The organism is Streptomyces sp. NPDC031225, assembly GCF_055570355.1.
Window position 1 is genome coordinate 142,663 of the sequence record NZ_JBVIHJ010000010.1, and the last position, 18,939, is coordinate 161,601.

Below are 18,939 nucleotides of genomic sequence, written 5' to 3' on the forward strand. Positions count from 1 at the left end.
CCGGGCGACAGATCACGCGTCCGCGAGGAGGCACTCGTCCAGCAACTCCCGTACGTGGCCGAGAATCATCCCCGCGCACACGTCACCCCGGCTCCAGCCCCGGCAGGAACTCGCTCGCGCCGAACGCCGGCTTCAGGTCGGTGAACCAGGTCGCGCCCTCGTCGTAGGCCGCGAAGAACGGGCGGTCGACCAGGGACGGGTCGCGGGCCTGGATCAGGTGCAGGACGAAGACCTTCTCGCCGGCGATCTCGGCGACGCCGTCCACGCACACCTTGCCGGGCATCGCCGACATCACCGGGCCTCGGACCGTGCGGGCGAGGCCCGAGACGCGGGAGTAGGCGTCGCGGAAGATCTCGTGGCCGCGAACCAGCGGGACACCGAAGTAGCCCTGGGGGCCGGTGTCCCGCTCCACGAACTGGTAGTACGGCACCGCGCCCAGCGTGGTCGTCTCCTCCCACAGCTCGGCCCAGGCCTCGGCGCTGTCGTTGATGCCGGCCACCAGCGGGCCCTGGCAGCGGATCACGGCACCGGTGTCACGGACCCGGCGCATCGCCTGCCGTACGACGGCGGGGCGCAGTTCCCGCGGATGCGTGAAGTGGGCCATCAAGGCGAGATGCCGGCCGCTCGCGACCACCTTCTCGAAGAGCCGCAGGAGGTCGTCGGCGTCCCGGTCGCGGGTGAAGCGGTACGGCCAGAACGCGAGGGACTTGGTGCCGATCCGGATCGAGCGGATCGTGTCGATCTCCAGCAGCGGCTCGACGTAGCGGCGCAGCACGTCGGTGCTCATCACCAGCGGGTCGCCGCCGGTGATCAGGGCGCTGGTGACCTCGGAGTGGGCGCGCAGATACGCGGACGTGGTCCCGATGTCGTCGGTGGCGATGCGCAGTTCGGCCTCACCGACGAACTGGGGCCAGCGGAAGCAGTACGTGCAGTAGGCGTGGCAGGTCTGGCCCTGGCGCGGGAAGACCAGCACCGTCTCGGGGTACTTGTGCTGGAGCCCGGTCAGCCGCTCCCCCTCGTGCACGGGGACGTTGGCGTCGAGCTGGCCGGAGGGGTGCGGGTTGAGCTTCATCCGGATCTCGTGGGCCGCGCGGAGCACCTCGGACCTGGGCGCCTCCCCGGCCAGCAGGTCCTTCATCCGGCGCAGTTCGGGGGCGGGCAGCATCCCCTCCTGCGGGAAGGTCAGCCTGAAGATCGGGTCGTCGGGTGCCGCCGTCCAGTCGATGAGCTCGTCGAGCACATAGGTGTTCGTCCGGAACGGCAGGACCGCCGACACCGCACGCAGGGCGAGCCGCTGATCGGCTGTCAGGGAGACTCGCTGGAGCAGTCCGTCCAGGTCACGGGGTGTGAAGGCGCGGAAGCGTGGGCTCTCCGGGGAGAGAGCGAGGTGGTGCGTTGAGCTCATCGGTGCGAGGGCCCTCTATTCCGTGATCAGGACCGGCGGCCGCAGTTCGACGAAGGCGGTCGCCGACGCATCGTACTTCTCCGCGAAGTGCTGGATGAGCCGCGCGTGCAGCTCGCTCTCGTCGTCGACGACGAACACCTGGTGGGCCTCGGTGATCGTCAGGGACTCGCTGTACGCGGAGAGTTCGTCGAGGCGATGGCGGGCCAGATAGGTGACGAGGTCGGGGCCGGAGACGTACAGGCAGTCGTCGAGCGAGACGAACCGGCAGGTGAACTGGCGCCGCGCGGCGGCCGAGTCGACGAGGGTGACCGGCAGATGGGTGAACCGTTCCATCGGTCTGCTCTGCTGCCACAGTTCGTCGAACCGCTGCTCGACGAAGGTGCCGAGCGGCGAGCGCACCGCGACCTCCAGCTGGACACCCTCCCCGGAGAGCCGGCCCACGGTGAGGAAGGAGACCAGGCACCGCTCGTCCCAGCGGTACAGCGTCACTCCGGGCGAGGCGGAGCACAGCCGTACTTCGAGCAGCTGGCGGGAGGTGTCGTCGAGGCGCCGGGCGAACCGGTGGAGGGTGCGCAGGTTGCGCAGGATGTCCCGGCGGATGTCGGCGCTGTGCTCGCCGAGTTCCCGGCCGCGCAGCATCACGGCGAGGGAGTCCGGGTCGAGGAGCAGGATCTGCACCCGGGCGCCGTGGCCGGTGGCCGCCTTGATCCCGCGGAAGAGACGCTCGGAGAACTGCGGGCCGAAGAGGTTGGAGAAGGTGTCGAGGACCTTGACGTTGGAGGTGGCGCCGTAGACCTGGGCGCTGAACCACTCGTAGTCCAGCCGGGTGTGCTCGCGGACCCGGCCCTCCTGGGCGCGTGAGATCAGGGGGCCGATCACGAAGACGGTGATGACGACGCCGACGAGGTCGGTGCCCAGGTTGAGGGTGAGGTTCTCGCCGTAGTTGTCCATGCGCGCGGCGAACCACAGCAGCAGGCCCGCGCAGGCCGCCAGCAGGACCAGGACGGTGAGGCTCTGCGGGCGGCGCGGGGTGCGTAACGTGCGGGCCAGCCAGCGCAGCCGGGGTACCGGCGAGCGTCCGTTCAACCGTGTCCCCCCTGGGATGTGTGCGCGGGGGAGAGCACGCTCCCCCGCGGAATCAGTGGATACCCGCGCGGGGGAGGCGATACGCGTCGAACGGACGGTCGGTGCGGCGTGCTGCCGTCGGCTGGAACGCACCGGCCGGAGTACGGCGACCGGACCGCGTCGCCAGGCCTTCAGCCGGAAGCGCCGCGCCAGGACCTTCGGTCAGGAGCGCCGCGCCAAGACCTTCGGCCGGGAGCCCCGCGGCCAGAACGCACCGGCCGGAGTACGGCGACCGGACCGCGCCGCCAGGCCTTCAGCCGGAAGCGCCACGCCAGGACCCTCGGTCAGGAGCGCCGCGCCAAGACCTTCGGCCGGGAGCCCCGCGGCCAGAACGCACCGGCCGAAGTACGGCGACCGGACCGCGTCGCCAGGCCTTCAGCCGGAAGTGCCGCGCCAGGCCCCTCGGTCAGGAGCGCCGCGGCCAGACCTTCGGCCGGGAGCGCCGCGGCCACGCGCCGGCCTGGTGGCCGGCCGAACAGCGGCCCGCTCAGCCCAGCTTGTGCATCCAGCCGTGCTTGTCCTCGGCGGTGCCGCGCTGGATGTCCAGGAGGGCCTGGCGGAGCTTCAGCGTGACCTCGCCGGGCTCGCCGCCGGACTGCCGCCACTCGGCGCCCGCGCGCTTGACCGTGCCGACCGGGGTGATCACGGCCGCCGTCCCACAGGCGAAGACCTCGGTGAGGGTGCCGTTCTCGGAGTCGCGCTGCCACTGGTCGACGGAGACGCGGCTCTCCTCGGACCCGTAACCGAGGTCGCGGGCGACGGCGAGCAAGGAGTCGCGGGTGACGCCCTCCAGGATCGAGCCGGTGAGAGTGGGCGTGACGATCCGGTCGCCGTACACGAAGTACAGGTTCATGCCGCCGAGCTCCTCGACCCAGGTGTGCTCGACCGCGTCGAGGTAGCAGACCTGGTCGCAGCCCTTGGCGGCGGCCTCGGCCTGGGCGAGGAGGGACGCGGCGTAGTTGCCGCCGGTCTTCGCGTCGCCCATGCCGCCGGGGACGGCCCGGACGCGGTCCTCGGAGAGCCAGATGGAGACCGGCTTGACGCCACCGGGGAAGTAGGCGCCGGCCGGGGAGGCGATGACCATGAAGAGGTACTCGTTGGCCGGCTTGACGCCCAGGCCGACCTCGGTGGCGATCATGAAGGGGCGCAGGTACAGGGACTCCTCGCCGCCGTGCGCCGGGACCCAGCCCTGGTCCTGCTGCACCAGGACGTCACAGGCCTCGATGAAGGTCTCGACGGGCAGCTCGGGCATGCCCAGCCGGTGCGCGGACCGCTGGAAGCGCTCGGCGTTCTTCTCGGGCCGGAAGGTGGCGACGGTGCCGTCGGGCTGGCGGTACGCCTTGAGTCCCTCGAAGATCTCCTGCGCGTAGTGCAGGACCATCGTGGCGGGGTCGAGGGAGATCGGCGCGTACGGGACGAGCTGGCCGTCGTGCCAGCCGCGGCCCTCGGTCCACTTGATGACGACCATGTGGTCGGTGAAGTGGCGGCCGAACCCGGGGTTGGCCAGGATCGCCTCGCGTTCCGCGTCGGAAAGTGGCGAGGCCGAGGGCTTGAGCTCGATCGTGGGCGTCGTCATGAGTGGTTGTCCTTCACCGGTTGTGTAGTGACGGGCCGCGCTCACGCCCTTTTACTGTCCGTGACCAGTGTTAGGACGTCCGAGCATTCCCTCATTCCGCGGCTCCGCGTTCGATTATCGCAAGCGGGGGCCGAGGAAGAAAACGGCGTGAAATGCGACCCAGGGGATGATGGTGACACCCGGCGGGGGACATGCGAAAGCCGCCGGGTGCGAGTGACCCGGCGGCTTCGAATGCTTTTCGAGTGGCCTGCCCGGTCAGCCGGCTACTCGTACGGCCAGCGCGTCGCCGATCTCCGACGTGCTGCGGGCGGGCTTGCCGGTGCGCTCGGCGAGGTCGACGGAGACGGCCTCGTCGATACGGGCGGCCTCGGTTTCGTAGCCGAGGTGGCGCAGGAGCAGGGCGACGGACAGCACCGTGGCGGTGGGGTCGGCCTTGCCCTGGCCCGCGATGTCCGGGGCCGAGCCGTGGACGGGCTCGAACATGGACGGGAACTCGCCGGCGGGGTTGATGTTGCCGCTCGCGGCGACGCCGATACCGCCGGAGACGGCAGCGGCGAGGTCGGTGATGATGTCGCCGAAGAGGTTGTCGGTGACGATCACGTCGAACCGGGCCGGATCGGTGACCAGGTAGATGGTCGCCGCGTCCACGTGGATGTAGTCGGTGGTGACCTCGGGGAACTCCGCGGCCACCTTGTTGAAGGTGTTCGTCCACAGGTGTCCGGCGAAGGTCAGCACGTTGTTCTTGTGGACCAGCGTGAGCTTCTTGCGCGGACGGGCCTGGGCACGGGCGAAGGCGTCGCGGACCACGCGCTCGACACCGAAGGCCGTGTTCACGGAGACCTCGGTGGCGACCTCGTGCTCGGTGCCCTTGCGGATGGTGCCGCCGTTGCCGGTGTACGGGCCCTCGGTGCCCTCGCGGACGACCACGAAGTCGATCGCCGGCTCGCCCTTGAGGGGCGTCTCGACACCGGGGAGGAGCTTCGACGGACGCAGGTTGACGTGGTGGTCGAAGGCGAAGCGGAGCTTGAGCAGGAAACCGCGCTCCAGGACACCGGACGGGACCGACGGGTCACCGATGGCGCCGAGCAGGATCGCATCGTGCTGCTTCAGCGCGTCGAGGTCCGCTTCGGTGAGGGTCTCACCGGTGGCGTGGTAGCGCTGGGCCCCGAAGTCGTAGTCCTTGGTCTCCAGCTTCACATCCTGCGGAAGGACGGCGGAGAGCACCTTCAGGCCTTCGGCCACGACTTCCTGGCCGATGCCGTCACCGGGAATCACTGCGAGATTGATGCTGCGAGACATGCGGGAACCCTACTCCTCGTCCCATGGGATGACACAGCCTGTCCGCGATACGGACGGCGGTGCGGGACCGGGCGCCAGTCCTTCGACTGGCGTTCACCGGCAGGTGTGGCGGACGTTGGGATCCGCTGGGAACTTCACTGCCATGGACCTCCCCGACTTCGGCATTCCGCCCCGGCTCGCGCGTCGGATGAGCATGGCCGAGCAGCACGAGTACCTGCGGACGAAGCTGTCCCGGCGCCGCACGCTGGTGACGGCGGGCGCGGTCGCGGGCGGCCTGCTGACCGGTTGTTCCAGCCAAGGTTTTGGCGAAGGGACGTCCGGCTCCGCCCCCTCCCCCACGGTCACGGTGCACGGCTCCGCCGTCTCCCCCTTCGGCCGTCACCTCGCCTTCGGCGCCGACCCGAGGACGCAGATGCGGATCTCCTGGCAGGTCCCGCTCGCGGTACGGAAGCCGTACGTCCGCGTCGGCCTCGCCCCCGACGACCTGAGCCGGAGGATCGAGGCCGAGATCCGCGACCTGCACACCCCCGGGCAGACCGGGGTGCGCCTCGCGCTCGACCAGTACTACCTGCACGCGGCCCTGGACGGACTGCGCCCCGGCACGACGTACTACTACGGCGTCGGCCACGACGGCTTCGACCCGGCGGACCCGGAGCACCGCGCGACCATCACCGCTTTCCGCACGGCGCCGGCGAGCCCGGAGAAGTTCGTCTTCACCGCCTTCGGCGACCAGGGTGTCGGCAGCGCCGCCGCGGCCAACGACAACCTGCTGCTGCGTCAGAAGCCCGCCTTCCACCTCCACGCCGGAGACATCTGCTACGCCGACAGCAACGGCCAGGGCGTCACCTCCGACGGCTACGACCCGGGCTTCTGGGACCTGTTCCTCAAGCAGAACGAGGAGGTCGCGCGGAGCGTGCCGTGGATGGTGACGACCGGCAACCACGACATGGAGGCCTGGTACTCGCCCGACGGCTACGGCGGCCAGCTGGCCCGCTGGTCCCTGCCGGACAGCGGCTTCGACCCGCGTGCGGCGCCGGGCGTGTACTCCTTCACGTACGGCAACGTCGGCGTGGTGGCGCTGGACGCGAACGACGTGTCGTACGAGATTCCCGCCAACTCGGGCTACACGGACGGGAAGCAGACCAAGTGGCTGGAGCGGAGACTCGGCGAGCTGCGGGCGGCGAAGGGCATCGAGTTCGTCGTCGTCTACTTCCACCACTGCGCGTACTCGACGTCCTCGCACGCCTCCGACGGCGGGGTGCGCGCGCAGTGGCTGCCGCTTTTCGAGAAGCACCAGGTCGATCTGGTGATCAACGGGCACAACCACGTGTATGAGCGCACGGACGCGATCCGTGGCGGTGAGGTCGGCCGGACGGTGCCGGTGGGCGGCAGCACGGATCCCACGCGGGACGGGATCGTGTACGTCACGGCCGGCGGGGGCGGCCGGGATCTGTACGGCTTCCCGCCGGGTGTGCGGGAGAGCTACGAGGGGCGCGTGCACGACCACGAGTCGGTCGAGACCTTCCAGTGGGCGGAGTCGAAGCAGGCCCGGAAGGAGACGGTGGAGTGGTCGCGGGTGCGCTACCGCGGGTTCTCGCTGCTCTCGGTGGAGGTGGAGAGCGGGCCGCGGCCACGGATGACGGTGTCGGCGCTCGCGCAGAGCGGGGAGCGCATCGACCGTTTCGAGGTGCGGCGCGGCGTGTGAGGCCGCGCCGCACCCCGTGCGGGCGCGGCTCCCGGCTTCGAGGGGGAAACGTCAGTGGCCGGTCGAGCCACCGTTGTCACGGCGGTCGAGGGCTCGCTGGAGCGCGGCGGCGGCGTTCTTGCGGTCGGACTCACTCGTACGGGAGGTGTGACGGACTCGACGGCGGGCGGTCGTCTCGGCCATGAGAAATCGACTCCTTCGAAGACAGGGAAGGGAAAACGAGACGCCGGAGGGGCGGGGAGCGATGGGCCCGCAGGGGTTGCCTGCACGGGGCCCGGCTCACGACCGCCATTCGCTTGATCGAGCGAGACGTTCGGCTCCTACAAAGTTAAGGGAGCGGGGCCGGTCTGTCTCCACAGTTACTCGGACTTCCTACTATCTGAGACGGCGGAGTGGATCACACCGTGCTGACCTGCGGCTTCGCCGATTCCCTCAGTTCCCGGACGAGCGCGCGGACGGCCGCGGTCGCGGCGAGTTCGGGGGTGGTGACGTATCCGACCCGGCGGGTGGGCCGCTCGGGTCCGAGGTCGGTGACCTCCGTACCGGCCGGCACCGCGGTGAGGGAGAGCGCGGGCATGATCGCCATGCCGAGCCCGCTGCCCACCATCGACAGCACCGCCCCGTCGTCCTCCGCGCGGACGGTCGCGGCGGGGATCCAGTCCTGCGCGGCCCACCAACGCCGGGTGTAGGAGGAGCAGTTCTCCCTCCAGTCGACCAACGGCAGCGACCGCGGATCGGGGTGCCCCGCCGGGTGCACGAGGGCGTACGGCTCCTCCAGGAGCACGTCCCCGACAAGGCCCGACGGGACCGGCGTGCCGGTGCCGAGCGTGGCGATCCCGAGGTCGGCCCGCCCCTCGGCCACCTCTCCTGCCGTTCCGGGGCCGATCTCCCGTACGACGGTGACGGTCGCCTCGATGCCGGGGTGCCGTGCGGACAGCCGCGCGAGGACGGGCGGCAGCAGGTGGAGGGCGGCTGAGCGGAAGGCGGCGACCCGGAGGGGGCCGGTGATCTCGGCCCGGGGGGTGTCCCGGGTCTCCCTCACCAGCGCCTCCAGCATCCTCAGGACCCGGCGCGCATGGGCCACCGCCCGTGCACCGGCGGCAGTGGGCCGGGCCCCGAACCGGCCCCGCTCGAACAGCACGACCCCCAGCTTGCCCTCGATGCCACGTACGGAGTGCGAGACGGCCGACTGGGTCGTGCCGAGCCTGGTCCCGGCCGCCGAGAACCCGCCCTCCTCGGCCACCGCCACGAGAGTCCGCAACTCCTGCGGCGCAAGATCGACGACCGTGCCCGTCATGTCCCCCACCTGCCCCTATGAGGGCGGCTCATCGATCCGCCCGTTCCATGAACCCAACCCTCTGCCCGCCGCCGCGCATTCCTCCTACCGTCCCGGTCATGACCGCGCTCACCGTGCACCAGACCGCCCGGCCGATCGGCTTCCCGACCCGGGACCACTTCCGCTTCGTGGAGTCCCGGGTCCCGGAGCCCTCCCCCGGCACGGCACTCGTCGAGAACCTCTACTGGTCGGTCGATCCCTACCACCGCGAAATGATGGACGGCGACTTCGAGTTGAACGCCCCGCTGGAGGGCCGCACGCTCGGCAGGATCGCCGCCTCCCGCGAACCGACGCTTCCGGAGGGTGAGCTGGTGTTCCACCGCAAGGGCTGGCGGACGCACGCGGTGGTGACCCCGGCCGAGGTGAGACGCCTGCCGTCATACGAAGGCGTGCCGCTCTCGGCGTACTTGAGCGTGCTCGGCGGCACCGGGCTGACCGCGTACGTCGGTCTCACCCGGATCGCCCGGCTCCGCGAGGGGGACGACCTGTTCGTGTCCGCGGCGGCCGGCGGGGTCGGCACGGCGACGGGCCGTTTCGCACGGCTGCTGGGCGCGGGAAGGCTGATCGGCAGCGCGGGCTCACCGGAGAAGGTGCGGTATCTGACCGGGCGGGTCGGCTACGACGCGGCCTTCGACTATCACGAGGGACCCGTCGCCGACCTCCTCGCGAAGGCCGCGCCCGACGGCATCGACCTGTTCGTGGACAACGTCGGTGGAGACCATCTGGGCGCGGCGATCGGGGCGTTGCGGGAGCGCGGGCGCGTGGTCCGTGTCGGCACGGTCGGCCAGTACAACACCCCGGCCGCGCCCCCGGTGGTTTTCAACCACGCCGATGTGGTGGAGAAGAGCCTGCGCGTCGAGGGCTTCCTCGTGCGCGACTACGTGAACGTACAGCAGGAGTTGTACGAGTTCGCCGTACCGCACCTGCAGAGCGGGGCGCTCGCCCTCGACGAGACGGTGGTGAACGGGTTCGACCGGATCGTGGAGGCGTTCGTGCTGATGCTGCGGGGCGGGAACACGGGGAAGATCCTGGTGCGGGCGGCCTAGAGGGCGTCGACGACCGCGTCCCTGAATGCCTGCGGGGACTCCACCCACGGCAGATGGCCGGCCCGGGGCAGCACGGTCCGTCGTACCCGCGGCAGTGCCTGCTCCAGCGAGTCGACCGCCGAGCGGGGGCGGATGTCCTCGGCGCCGTCGATGATCAGCACGGGTACGTCCAGGGACCGGCAGGCGGCGTGGAGTTCGGGAGTTCCCCAGGTGCTCCTGGTCTCGTCGTTCAGGGCCTTGTTGCACTCACGGTTGATGTCGAACCAGGGGTCCGCCATCCGCCGGGCGTGCTCCAGGGCGTCCTGCCGGTCCACGAAGTCGGCCGACCACTGGTGAACGGCCCGCTGCGGATCCTCGTCCGGCAACTCCCGTTGCGCGCCCAGCCGTACGGCGAGGTTCTGCGCGTACGCGGCGTGCCAGTCGGACACCGGCCCGATGCCCGTCCCGCTGACGTAGACCAGCGTGCTCACCCGCTCCGGGTGGGCGAGGGTGTAGCTCAACGCCAGTTGGGCGCCCCAGGAGTGGCCGAGGAGGGCCATCCGGTCGAGGCCGAAGTGGCGTCGTACGGCGTCCAGATCGGCCACGAAACGCTCGGTCGTCCACGGTCCGGCGCACCGCTGCGAACGCCCACCGCCCCGCTGGTCCCAGCGGATCACCGTGGCCCGGTCCGCCAGCATCGCGGCCACGTCCCCGAACATGTCCCACAGCCCCGGCCCCCCCGTGGCACAGGACCAACGGCTCGCCCTCCCCCGAACGCGAAGCCCACAGCCGTACGCCGTCCTCGGTGATCACCGTCATGCCCGCATTGTGTGCGCACGGTGAGGGGCCGGACAACAGCCCGGCCCCTCACGGCAGTTGACGGACCATCAGCCCATGTGCGGGTACGGGTAGTCGGTCGGCGGGACCAGGGTCTCCTTGATGGCGCGGGTCAGGGTCCAGCGCTGGAGGTTCTGCGGGGCGCCGGCCTTGTCGTTGGTGCCGGAGGCGCGACCGCCGCCGAAGGGCTGCTGGCCGACCACGGCACCGGTGGACTTGTCGTTGATGTAGAAGTTGCCGGCCGCGTAGCGGAGCTTGTCCATCGTGTACGCCGCCGCCGCACGGTCGGCGGAGATCACCGAGCCCGTCAGCGCGTAGTCGGACGCCGACTCCATCTGGGTCAGCATCTCGTCGTACTTCTCGTCCTCGTAGACGTACACCGCGAGGAACGGGCCGAAGTACTCGGTGGTGAAGACCTCGTTCTCCGGGTCCGTGCACTCGACGACGGTCGGGCGGACGAAATAGCCGACCGAGTCGTCGTAGGAGCCGCCCGCGACGACCGTGCAGGTGGGGTCCGCGTGGGCGCGGTCGATGGCGGCCCTGTTCTTGGCGAAGGCGCGCTCGTCGATGACCGCGCCGATGAAGTGGGAGAAGTCGGTGACGTCGCCCATGGTGATGCCGTCGACCTCGGCGGCGAACTCCTCGCGGAAGCCGCTGTTCCAGATCGACGCCGGGATGTAGGCCCGGGAGGTGGCGCTGCACTTCTGGCCCTGGTACTCAAAAGCACCTCGGGTCAGGGCCGTCTTGAGGATCGCGCGGTCGGCACTCGGGTGGGCGACGACGAAGTCCTTGCCGCCGGTCTCGCCGACCAGCCGCGGGTAGGTGCGGTACTTCTCGATGTTGGCGCCGACCGTCTTCCACAGGTGCTGGAAGGTCTTCGTCGAGCCGGTGAAGTGGATGCCGGCGAGGTCCCGGTGCTCCAGGGCGACCTTGGAGACCTCGATGCCGTCGCCGGTGACGAGGTTGATGACGCCCTTGGGAAGGCCCGCCTCCTCCAGCAGCCGCATGAGCAGCACGGCGGCGTGGGTCTGCGTCGGGGACGGCTTCCACACGACCACGTTGCCCATGAGCGCGGGCGCGGTCGGCAGGTTGCCCGCGATGGCCGTGAAGTTGAACGGCGTGATCGCGTAGACGAAGCCCTCCAGCGGGCGGTGGTCGAGGCGGTTCCAGACGCCGGGGGCGTTGGCCGGGGGCTGCTCGGCGAGCAGGTCACGGGCGTACTTGACGTTGAAGCGCCAGAAGTCGACCAGCTCGCAGGGCGTGTCGATCTCGGCCTGCTGGGCGGTCTTGGACTGGCCGAGCATGGTGGAGGCGGCCAGCGTCTCGCGCCAGGGGCCGGCGAGCAGTTCGGCCGCGCGCAGGATGATCGCGGCACGGTCGTCGAAGGCCATCGCGCGCCAGGCGGGGGCGGCGGCGAGGGCGGCGTCGATGGCGTCCTGGGCGTCCTGCTGGGTGGCGTTGCGGTAAGTGCCCAGCACCGCCTTGTGGTTGTGCGGCTGCACGACCTGGAAGGCCTCGCCGCCGCCGAGGCGCTTCTCGCCGCCGATGGTCATGGGCAGGTCGACCGGGTTCTCGGCCAGTTCCTTGAGCTTGGCCTCCAGCCGGGCCCGCTCGGGCGAGCCGGGGGCGTAGCCGTGCACCGGCTCGTTGACGGGGGTGGGGACCTGGGTCACAGCGTCCATGAGTTCCGTAACTCCTTGTACGTGAGCGGGTGTTCGGGATCAGCCCTTGGTGATCAAGCTTGGGGCGCAGACCAGCGGGTCCGCGGGGTGCGCCGGGATTTCCGGGGCACAGCCGCGCCGCCTCAGCGGTGGCCGATCATGCTCCGCAGGAAGAAGCGCAGGTTCGCCGGCTTCTCCGCGAGTCGGCGCATGAAGTAGCCGTACCAGTCGGTGCCGTAGGCGGTGTAGACGCGCATGCGGTGACCTTCGGCGGCCAGCCGCAGGTGTTCGTCGCCGCGGATGCCGTAGAGCATCTGGAACTCGTACTCGTCGGGCTTGCGGCCGGCCCGGCGGGCGAGTTCCTGGGCGATGGAGATCAGGCGCGGGTCGTGGGAGCCGACCATCGGGTAGCCGTCGCCCTCCATGAGGATGCGCAGGACCCGGACGTACGCCTTGTCGATCTCGTGTTTCTGCTGGTGGGCGACCTCGGCGGGCTCGTTGTACGCGCCCTTCACGAGCCGCACCCGGCTGCCCGCCGCGGCGAGCCTGCGGGCGTCGTCCTCCGTCCGGTGGAGGTAGGCCTGGATGACGCAGCCAGTCTGCGGGAAGTCCTTCCGCAGCTCCTCGTGGACGGCGAACATCGAGTCGAGGGTGGTGTGGTCCTCGGCGTCCAGGGTGACGGTCGTGCCGATGGCGGCGGCGGCCTCGACGACGGGGCGGACGTTGGCCAGGGCGAGTGCGTGCCCGCCCTCCAGGGCCTGGCCGAACATCGACAGCTTGACGGACATCTCGGCCCTGGTGCCCAGGCCGAGGGAGGCGAGCCGGTCGACGAGCGCGAGGTAGGCGTCCCGGGCGGCTTCCGCCTGCTCGGGCGTGGTGATGTCCTCACCGACCACGTCCATGGTCAGCTGCAGGCCCTTGGCGGTGAGCTCCTGGATGATCGGCACGATCTCGTCGACCGTCTCGCCGGGGATGAAGCGGTCGACGACCTGCTTGGTCACGGGGGCCGCCGAGATCAGGCGTCGGATCCGGTCGCTGCGCGACGCGGCAAGAATCACGGGACCCAGCACGGGGCACCTCCACAGACCAGCAGACAGAACCACCGTGAAACCTAAGGATCTCTCCGATCGTCGGCCATCGACAGCTGTCACGCATCCGTGCCGCAGATCTCAGACAGATGTATGAAGGCGGCGGACTTATGGGGGAGAATGCCCGGGTGAAGGCCGATGCCGCATCCTCCAGTCACGCGGGTGACTACCAGGAGCTGGTCGACGAGATCTCCGAACTCCTCGGTGTCCCGGCGACCCTCGAGAACCGCGACTTCGAGCTGATCGCCTTCGGCGCGTACGACAGTGAGGGCGACCTCGATCCGTCGGCGCTGGACCCCGTCCGCACCCGCTCGATCCTGACCCGGCGCTCCACGACCGCGGTCCGCACCTGGTTCGAGGGCTTCGGCATCACCCGGGCGAGCGGCCCGGTGCGGATTCCGCCCACTCCGGAGGCGGGCGTGTACCGCGGCCGGATCTGTCTGCCCGTACGTCATCGGGGGGTGGTCCTCGGTTACGTGTGGCTCCTTGAGTCCGACCCGGGCCCGACCGACCGGCAGCTGACCGCCGCGATGCGGGTGACGGCCCGTATCGGCGCGCTGCTCGCGGACGAGGCGCAGCACGGGGCCGACCTCAGCCGGGAGCTGCGGGCCGTGCTGACCGCCGAGCCGGGCTGGCAGGGCGACATGGCGGTGGCGGCCCTGCGCACGGCACTGGGCTCCCGAGGCGAGGGCCCCTACGCCGTGGTGTGCGTCGCCCCGTGGCCGTCGGCCGACCCGGACGACGCCCCGTCGGCCCGTACGGTTCCGCACGCGACGGCGCTGTGCTCGCTGCCGTGGGGCGCCTCGGCCCAGTCGCTCGCGGTGCTGGTGCGACTGCGGGCCACGGACACACTGACGCCGGCGACCTCGGCGGCGGCTCGGTTGCTGGAGCGGGCGCGGGGCGTGGAGGGCGGGGCGGGGCACGGCACTTCGGGCACGGCTCAGGGCGCGGCGGCCTCAGGCGCCGTGGTCGCCGGGGTCGCCGCCGCGCGCCCGGGGCTCGCCGAGCTGGGGTCCGCCTGGCAGGAGGCGTCGGCGGCGGCTCGGGCCGCGCTCGCGGAACCCGGCTTCGGGCCGGTCGCGCAGTGGGCAGGCATCGGCCCGTACCGCCTCCTGACCGCGCTGCCCCCGCAGACGGCCCACGACCCCGCCGTACGCCCGCTGCTCTCCCCCGCCCACCGCGAACTCGCCCGCACCGCCGAGGTCTACCTGGACTGCGCGGGCCAGGCCGGCCGCACCGCCGCCGCACTGGGCATCCACCGCCAGACCCTCTACTACCGCCTCTCCCGCGTCGAACAGCTCACCGGCCTCGACCTGGACGACGGCGAGGACCGGCTGTTGCTGCACATGGCGCTCAAGGGGGCGCGGCTGTGACGACGTCGCAGGGTCCACGATCCAATGCGCAATGTCGGCTGAGGATGCGCAATGGCTGCGCAAATCCGGGGTTCGGTGCGCAATAGTCGCTGCATGTAGCGGTCGGTGTTGATCTCTTGTTGTCCTTCGAGGAGAAGCACGCGGGGTGCTCCGTACCGCTCAGAGCATGGCGATACGGAGCACGGGCAAGGCCGGCGATGTACGCGGGGCGCCTTCGGCGTCGATCCGGTACGAGGACGAATCAGTACCCGAAGTTCCCCTCACTCACCTGCCGTTGACGGACTTTACGGAGTCGGCGCCAATTCACCCGGACGTGCCGTCGCCGGACTGGGCTATCAAGGGATCGCTGCCCGAGGCCGCGTCACCGCCGTACTGGACCGCGCCACCGCTCCGAAGGGCGCGAGCCTGACCCGTTCCACGGCCACCGAGACGGAGTACGCGGTCGGCTCGGGCGAACGGGAGCCCGGGGTGCCGGACAGGGACGACCTTGTGCGGAGGTAGCGCGATGGGGATCATGGGGCCGCCGCACACTCCGGCGGCACTTGAATACCACCCAACTCACCTGACGACAAAGGAGTTTGCATGCGCTTATGGATGCGCTCGGAGGCTGCGGCGATTGCCGTCGCGCTGGCCCTGGGCATGGCGCCCGGGATCAGACCCGGCCTGTCGGCCGCGGCTGAGGCCGCACCGGCGGGAGGTACGGCGCAGAGTGGCGGTCGCACCGTCACCCTGATCACCGGGGACACAGTGACGACCGACGGTGCCGGGCGGGTCACCGGGGTCCGGGCGGGTGCGGGACGCGAGGACGTCGCGATCTCCGTCCACCGCTACCAGGACCGCAGTTACGTGATCCCCGAGGACGCGATGCGGCCGCTGGCCGAGGGCACCGTGGACCGGCGGCTGTTCGACGTGACGGAGCTGCTCGCCTCGGGTTACGACGACGCGCAGCGGGATTCGACGCCGCTGATCGTGACCTATCGCAGGGCCGGTGAGGCGTCGGCGAAACGGGAACTCGCCGCCGCCGACGCGGACCCCGGGCGGGACCTGCCGGTGATCAACGGCTCTGCGGTCGAGGCGCCCAGGTCCGGCACCGCGCAGGTGTGGAACGCGCTGACGGACGCCGGTACGGGTGCCAGGGCGGGCGCCACGCGCGTCGCCTCCGGCATCGACAAGATATGGCTGGACGCCGCCCGGACGGCGACCCTGGACCAGAGCGTGCCGCAGATCGGCGCGCCCGAGGCGTGGGCCTCCGGCTACGACGGCAAGGGCGTCACCATCGCCGTACTGGACACGGGCGTGGACCAGACCCACCCGGATCTGGCCGACCGGGAGATCGCCGAGAAGAACTTCTCCGACTCGCCGGACAACGTGGACCGGGTGGGCCACGGCACCCATGTCGCCTCCACCGCGGCCGGTTCGGGCGCCAAGTCCGGCGGCCGTTACAAGGGTGTCGCCCCCGGGGCGAAGATCCTCGACGCCAAGGTCCTGGGCGACAACGGAGCGGGCTACGAGTCGGCCATCATCGCCGGTATGCAGTGGGCGGTGGACCAGCATGCCAACGTTGTCAACCTCTCCCTGGGCGGCACCGACACCGCGGGCACCGACCCGCTCGAAGCGGCCGTCAACACACTGTCCGCCAAGTCCGGAACGCTGTTCGTGATCGCCGCCGGCAACGCGGGACCCCTCGCCGGTACCGTCGGCTCCCCCGGCAGCGCCGCCGCCGCGCTCACCGTCGGCGCGGTGGACAAGCACGACCGGATCGCCACCTTCTCCAGCGTGGGCCCCACCCAGGACGGCTCCCTGAAGCCCGACCTCACCGCGCCGGGCCGGTTCATCGTCGCCGCCAAGGCGGCCGAGGGCGTGATAGGCGTCCCCGCCGGCGACGGATATGTCTCCCTCAACGGCACCTCGATGGCCACCCCGCATGTCGCGGGCGCCGCGGCCATCCTGGCCCAGCGGCACCCCGACTGGACCGGGCAGCAGCTCAAGCAGGCCCTCGTCTCCTCAGCGAAACCCACGGCCGGTCTGACCGTGCAGCAGCAGGGCACCGGGCGGGTGGACGTCGCGAAGGCCGTCCGGCAGACGGTGAGCAGTGAGGCGTCGTCGGTCGGTTTCGGCACACAGCAGTGGCCGCACACCGACGACACTCCGCTGGCCAAGCAGATCACCTACCGCAACACCGGCACCTCGGCGGTCACCCTCGGCCTGTCCGTCCGGGCGACCGACGCCGGCGGAAAGTCCGCTCCCCGGGGGCTGTTCACCGTATCGGCGAAGCACGTCACCGTGCCCGCGGGCGGCACCGCCTCCGTGGACGTGACCGCCGACACCCGCACCGTACCGGCGGGGGGCGCCTTCTCGGGTGCTCTGGTCGCCACCGGCGGCGGGCAGAGCGTACGCACCGCCGTTGCGGCCGACGCCGAGGTGGAGTCGTACGACCTGACGATGACCGTTCTCGACGGCAACGGCGACCCGGCGTTCTTCCCGTTCGTCCTCCTCTGGGGCCTGGACAGCCCGGTCTTGCTCTGGAGCCAGCCGACCACCGACGGCACCATGCGGTTCCGTGCGCCGAAGGGGGCGTACAACGTCTTCGCCCTTGTCACCACCTACAGCGGTACGGCCGCGGGGTCGGCGGAACTGGTGCAGCCGCGACTGTCACTGACCGCGGACACCCGTACGGTCCTGGACGCCCGTGAGGCCAAGCCGGTGTCGCTCACCCCACCGGATCCCGACGCCACGTCCAACGGCGCCTACGCCTCGTACCTGATGCATGCGGCCGGGTCGGATCTCGCCGTGGGCATTCTGACCGGCAGTGACTTCTCGCGGCTCAGGATCGCCCAGTCCGGCGCCCCGGCTTCACCCGCCGACGGTTTCGAGGCCCAGGTCGGCGCCACCTTCAGCAAGGGCACCGGCACCGCGTACGACCTGCTGTACACCAGGTCCGGCTCGTTGTTCGACGGCTTCTCGCACACGACGAGTACGAGCGAACTCGCGCGCGCGGACATCACCGCGGGCGCTCCCGCGGCGGACAAGACGGGCAGCGTCGCGGCCGCCTGGTACTCGCCGATCGGCGAGAGCTACAGCGTCGCCGCCGCCGACTTCGCCCTCCCGGGCAGCCAGCGGCACTACGTCACCGTGCCCAAGGGCTACACCTGGGGCTTCGACTTCCTGCAGAAGGGCGCGGACGGCGATCACGAGACGTTCCAGAGCAGCGCGGGCCGGACGTACCGGGCCGGACGGAGCTACTCGGAGACCTTCAACACCGGTGTCTTCGGGCCCAGCCTCGGCGAGGGACCGGGCGGCGGAGGCGTGTCGCGTCTCGGTGACGACATCAGGATCTGCCTGCCGCAGTTCACCGACGGCTCCGGCCACCTCGGCGACTCCGTGACCGAGACGGCCAAGGTCACACTCACCTCGGGCGGCGTCCCCTACGTGTACAGCACAGCGACCGCGCTGGAGCGGAAGTACCTGCGCTGCCGGTCCGTCACCACGCTCCCCCCGGCACGGCAGTCCTACCGCCTCACCACGGACTACTCCCGGCCGGCGGAGGTCTCCGGGCTCAGCAGCCGGGTCAGCGCCTCCTGGTCGTTCGTCTCGGGCCGGGTGTCCGGCACGCGTGCAGCCGTACTGCCGCTGTCCTCGGTCCGCTTCGCTCCCGAACTGACGTCCACCGGCACCGCGAAGGCGGGCACCCGTCTGACGGTGCCGCTCGTCATCGAGGGCTCGGCGGCCACGCGGGGCGTGAAGGCGCTCTCGGTCGAGGTCTCGTACGACGCGGGGACCACCTGGCGCAAGACGACCGTCCGTTCCTCCGGGAGCACGCGGCAGGTGACTCTGGCCCAGCCCGCGGACGCCGGGTCCGTCTCCTTCCGAGCCCGTCTGACGGACAAGGGCGGGAACACGCACACGGTGACGATCATCGACGCGTACCTCCTGACGCGCTGACCGCCCGACGCGCCGGCCGAGAGGTGGTGACGTCCGGCGGTGGATGAGAGGAGGGTGTCCGGTGTCGGCGTGTGACGACCGATGAACCGGACACCCTCCTGACCGCCCGGCGAACGGTCAGTCAACCCCGGGGATACATCAGGAACCCCAGGCCCCGTCGTCTGGCGCAGGCGCCAAGTGAACTTGTCGCCGACGACCCGGCGAACCACTGCCGGGTCGTCCGCGTCGTGCACCGGGATGCTGTACACCGCAGCGGCCACCAGGACATGCGTGAAGCTCCTGGCCTCGCCAACGACGGTGCCGTCGATCTCCGCGCTTGTGTCCCGGCAGCTCAGCCGGAGGTTCCGGGAGCGAGGACAAACCTTCACTCGACGCAGGCATGCCTACTTGAACCACTACGGAAGCTTGCGCCATCACTTGCCGTACGTTCGACCGAGCCCACGAAAGCATCGGCCGTGGACCACACCAGCTGAGGCACCACGACGACACACCGTAACGACCGCACATGCCATCCGAAGCGGATTGCGCATCCCCGGTCGCCGCACCCAGTGCGCATCAGACCCGGAT

At 70.7% G+C, this 18,939-nt stretch carries 13 protein-coding genes; 4 read left to right on the forward strand and 9 right to left on the reverse strand.

Annotation, left to right across the window (positions count from 1 at the left end):
• Positions 1–82 precede the first annotated feature (82 nt).
• The 4 genes from ACZ48Z_RS19065 to ACZ48Z_RS19080 form a co-directional block, all read right to left on the reverse strand.
• Positions 83–1,405 carry a KamA family radical SAM protein gene (locus ACZ48Z_RS19065; RefSeq protein ID WP_468736994.1) on the reverse strand — a complete coding sequence of 441 codons (1,323 nt, stop codon included), beginning with the start codon at positions 1,403–1,405 and terminating at the stop codon, positions 83–85.
• Between the two features lie 15 nt (positions 1,406–1,420).
• Positions 1,421–2,491 carry a hypothetical protein gene (locus ACZ48Z_RS19070; protein WP_468736995.1) on the reverse strand — a complete coding sequence of 357 codons (1,071 nt, stop codon included), beginning with the start codon at positions 2,489–2,491 and terminating at the stop codon, positions 1,421–1,423.
• A 526-nt stretch (positions 2,492–3,017) separates the two neighbouring features.
• Positions 3,018–4,106 (reverse strand): branched-chain amino acid aminotransferase, encoded by a 1,089-nt coding sequence (locus tag ACZ48Z_RS19075; protein ID WP_468736996.1) that lies wholly within the window; start codon positions 4,104–4,106, stop codon positions 3,018–3,020.
• A gap of 255 nt (positions 4,107–4,361) precedes the next feature.
• On the reverse strand, positions 4,362–5,405 hold the full coding sequence (locus ACZ48Z_RS19080; RefSeq protein WP_468736997.1) for a 3-isopropylmalate dehydrogenase: 1,044 nt from the start codon (positions 5,403–5,405) through the stop codon (positions 4,362–4,364).
• A gap of 142 nt (positions 5,406–5,547) precedes the next feature.
• Here ACZ48Z_RS19080 and ACZ48Z_RS19085 point away from each other — a divergent pair, with 142 nt between their 5' ends.
• Positions 5,548–7,110, forward strand: coding sequence for a purple acid phosphatase family protein (locus ACZ48Z_RS19085; RefSeq protein ID WP_468736998.1), 1,563 nt, complete (start codon positions 5,548–5,550; stop codon positions 7,108–7,110).
• 51 nt (positions 7,111–7,161) lie between these two features.
• Here the strand turns inward: ACZ48Z_RS19085 and ACZ48Z_RS19090 are convergent, their stop codons facing one another.
• Together ACZ48Z_RS19090 and ACZ48Z_RS19095 are read right to left on the reverse strand one after the other, a co-directional pair.
• The gene (locus ACZ48Z_RS19090) at positions 7,162–7,293 is read right to left on the reverse strand and encodes a hypothetical protein (RefSeq protein ID WP_020121043.1); all 132 of its coding nucleotides are present in this window, start codon (positions 7,291–7,293) and stop codon (positions 7,162–7,164) included.
• A 214-nt stretch (positions 7,294–7,507) separates the two neighbouring features.
• The gene (locus ACZ48Z_RS19095; RefSeq protein ID WP_468736999.1) at positions 7,508–8,407 is read right to left on the reverse strand and encodes a LysR family transcriptional regulator; all 900 of its coding nucleotides are present in this window, start codon (positions 8,405–8,407) and stop codon (positions 7,508–7,510) included.
• 47 nt (positions 8,408–8,454) lie between these two features.
• On the opposite strand from ACZ48Z_RS19095, the gene ACZ48Z_RS19100 reads away from it, so the two are divergent.
• Positions 8,455–9,492, forward strand: a complete 1,038-nt coding sequence (locus tag ACZ48Z_RS19100; RefSeq protein ID WP_468737000.1) for an NADP-dependent oxidoreductase — start codon at positions 8,455–8,457, stop codon at positions 9,490–9,492.
• Here ACZ48Z_RS19100 and ACZ48Z_RS19105 read toward each other — a convergent pair.
• The 3 genes from ACZ48Z_RS19105 to ACZ48Z_RS19115 form a co-directional block, all read right to left on the reverse strand.
• Positions 9,489–10,190, reverse strand: a complete 702-nt coding sequence (locus ACZ48Z_RS19105) for an alpha/beta fold hydrolase (protein WP_468737001.1) — start codon at positions 10,188–10,190, stop codon at positions 9,489–9,491. The genes ACZ48Z_RS19100 and ACZ48Z_RS19105 overlap by 4 nt on opposite strands.
• Before the next feature lie 168 nt (positions 10,191–10,358).
• Positions 10,359–11,990 carry an L-glutamate gamma-semialdehyde dehydrogenase gene (pruA, locus tag ACZ48Z_RS19110; RefSeq protein WP_468737002.1) on the reverse strand — a complete coding sequence of 544 codons (1,632 nt, stop codon included), beginning with the start codon at positions 11,988–11,990 and terminating at the stop codon, positions 10,359–10,361.
• A gap of 122 nt (positions 11,991–12,112) precedes the next feature.
• Positions 12,113–13,039, reverse strand: a complete 927-nt coding sequence (locus tag ACZ48Z_RS19115; RefSeq protein ID WP_468737003.1) for a proline dehydrogenase family protein — start codon at positions 13,037–13,039, stop codon at positions 12,113–12,115.
• Positions 13,040–13,167: 128 nt separating this feature from the next.
• On the opposite strand from ACZ48Z_RS19115, the gene ACZ48Z_RS19120 reads away from it, so the two are divergent.
• Both ACZ48Z_RS19120 and ACZ48Z_RS19125 read left to right on the forward strand, forming a co-directional pair.
• Positions 13,168–14,430: a PucR family transcriptional regulator gene (locus tag ACZ48Z_RS19120; protein ID WP_468737004.1), complete on the forward strand. Its 1,263-nt coding sequence runs from the start codon at positions 13,168–13,170 to the stop codon at positions 14,428–14,430.
• A gap of 582 nt (positions 14,431–15,012) precedes the next feature.
• Entirely contained in the window at positions 15,013–18,372 is a 3,360-nt protein-coding gene (locus ACZ48Z_RS19125; protein ID WP_468737005.1) for a S8 family peptidase, read from the forward strand.
• The last annotated feature ends 567 nt before the right edge of the window (positions 18,373–18,939 follow it).

Excerpts from the sequence above, each read along its gene's own strand:
- ACZ48Z_RS19095 (WP_468736999.1), bottom strand. The coding sequence starts at position 8,407 with ATGACGGGCACGGTCGTCGATCTTGCGCCGCAGGAGTTGCGGACTCTC.
- ACZ48Z_RS19105 (WP_468737001.1), bottom strand. The coding sequence starts at position 10,190 with ATGTTCGGGGACGTGGCCGCGATGCTGGCGGACCGGGCCACGGTGATC.
- ACZ48Z_RS19120 (WP_468737004.1), top strand. The coding sequence starts at position 13,168 with ATGGGGGAGAATGCCCGGGTGAAGGCCGATGCCGCATCCTCCAGTCAC.
- ACZ48Z_RS19090 (WP_020121043.1), bottom strand. The coding sequence starts at position 7,293 with ATGGCCGAGACGACCGCCCGCCGTCGAGTCCGTCACACCTCCCGTACG.
- ACZ48Z_RS19085 (WP_468736998.1), top strand. The coding sequence starts at position 5,548 with ATGGACCTCCCCGACTTCGGCATTCCGCCCCGGCTCGCGCGTCGGATG.
- ACZ48Z_RS19125 (WP_468737005.1), top strand. The coding sequence starts at position 15,013 with ATGCGCTTATGGATGCGCTCGGAGGCTGCGGCGATTGCCGTCGCGCTG.
- pruA (WP_468737002.1), bottom strand. The coding sequence starts at position 11,990 with ATGGACGCTGTGACCCAGGTCCCCACCCCCGTCAACGAGCCGGTGCAC.
- ACZ48Z_RS19100 (WP_468737000.1), top strand. The coding sequence starts at position 8,455 with ATGAACCCAACCCTCTGCCCGCCGCCGCGCATTCCTCCTACCGTCCCG.
- ACZ48Z_RS19075 (WP_468736996.1), bottom strand. The coding sequence starts at position 4,106 with ATGACGACGCCCACGATCGAGCTCAAGCCCTCGGCCTCGCCACTTTCC.
- ACZ48Z_RS19065 (WP_468736994.1), bottom strand. The coding sequence starts at position 1,405 with ATGAGCTCAACGCACCACCTCGCTCTCTCCCCGGAGAGCCCACGCTTC.
- ACZ48Z_RS19080 (WP_468736997.1), bottom strand. The coding sequence starts at position 5,405 with ATGTCTCGCAGCATCAATCTCGCAGTGATTCCCGGTGACGGCATCGGC.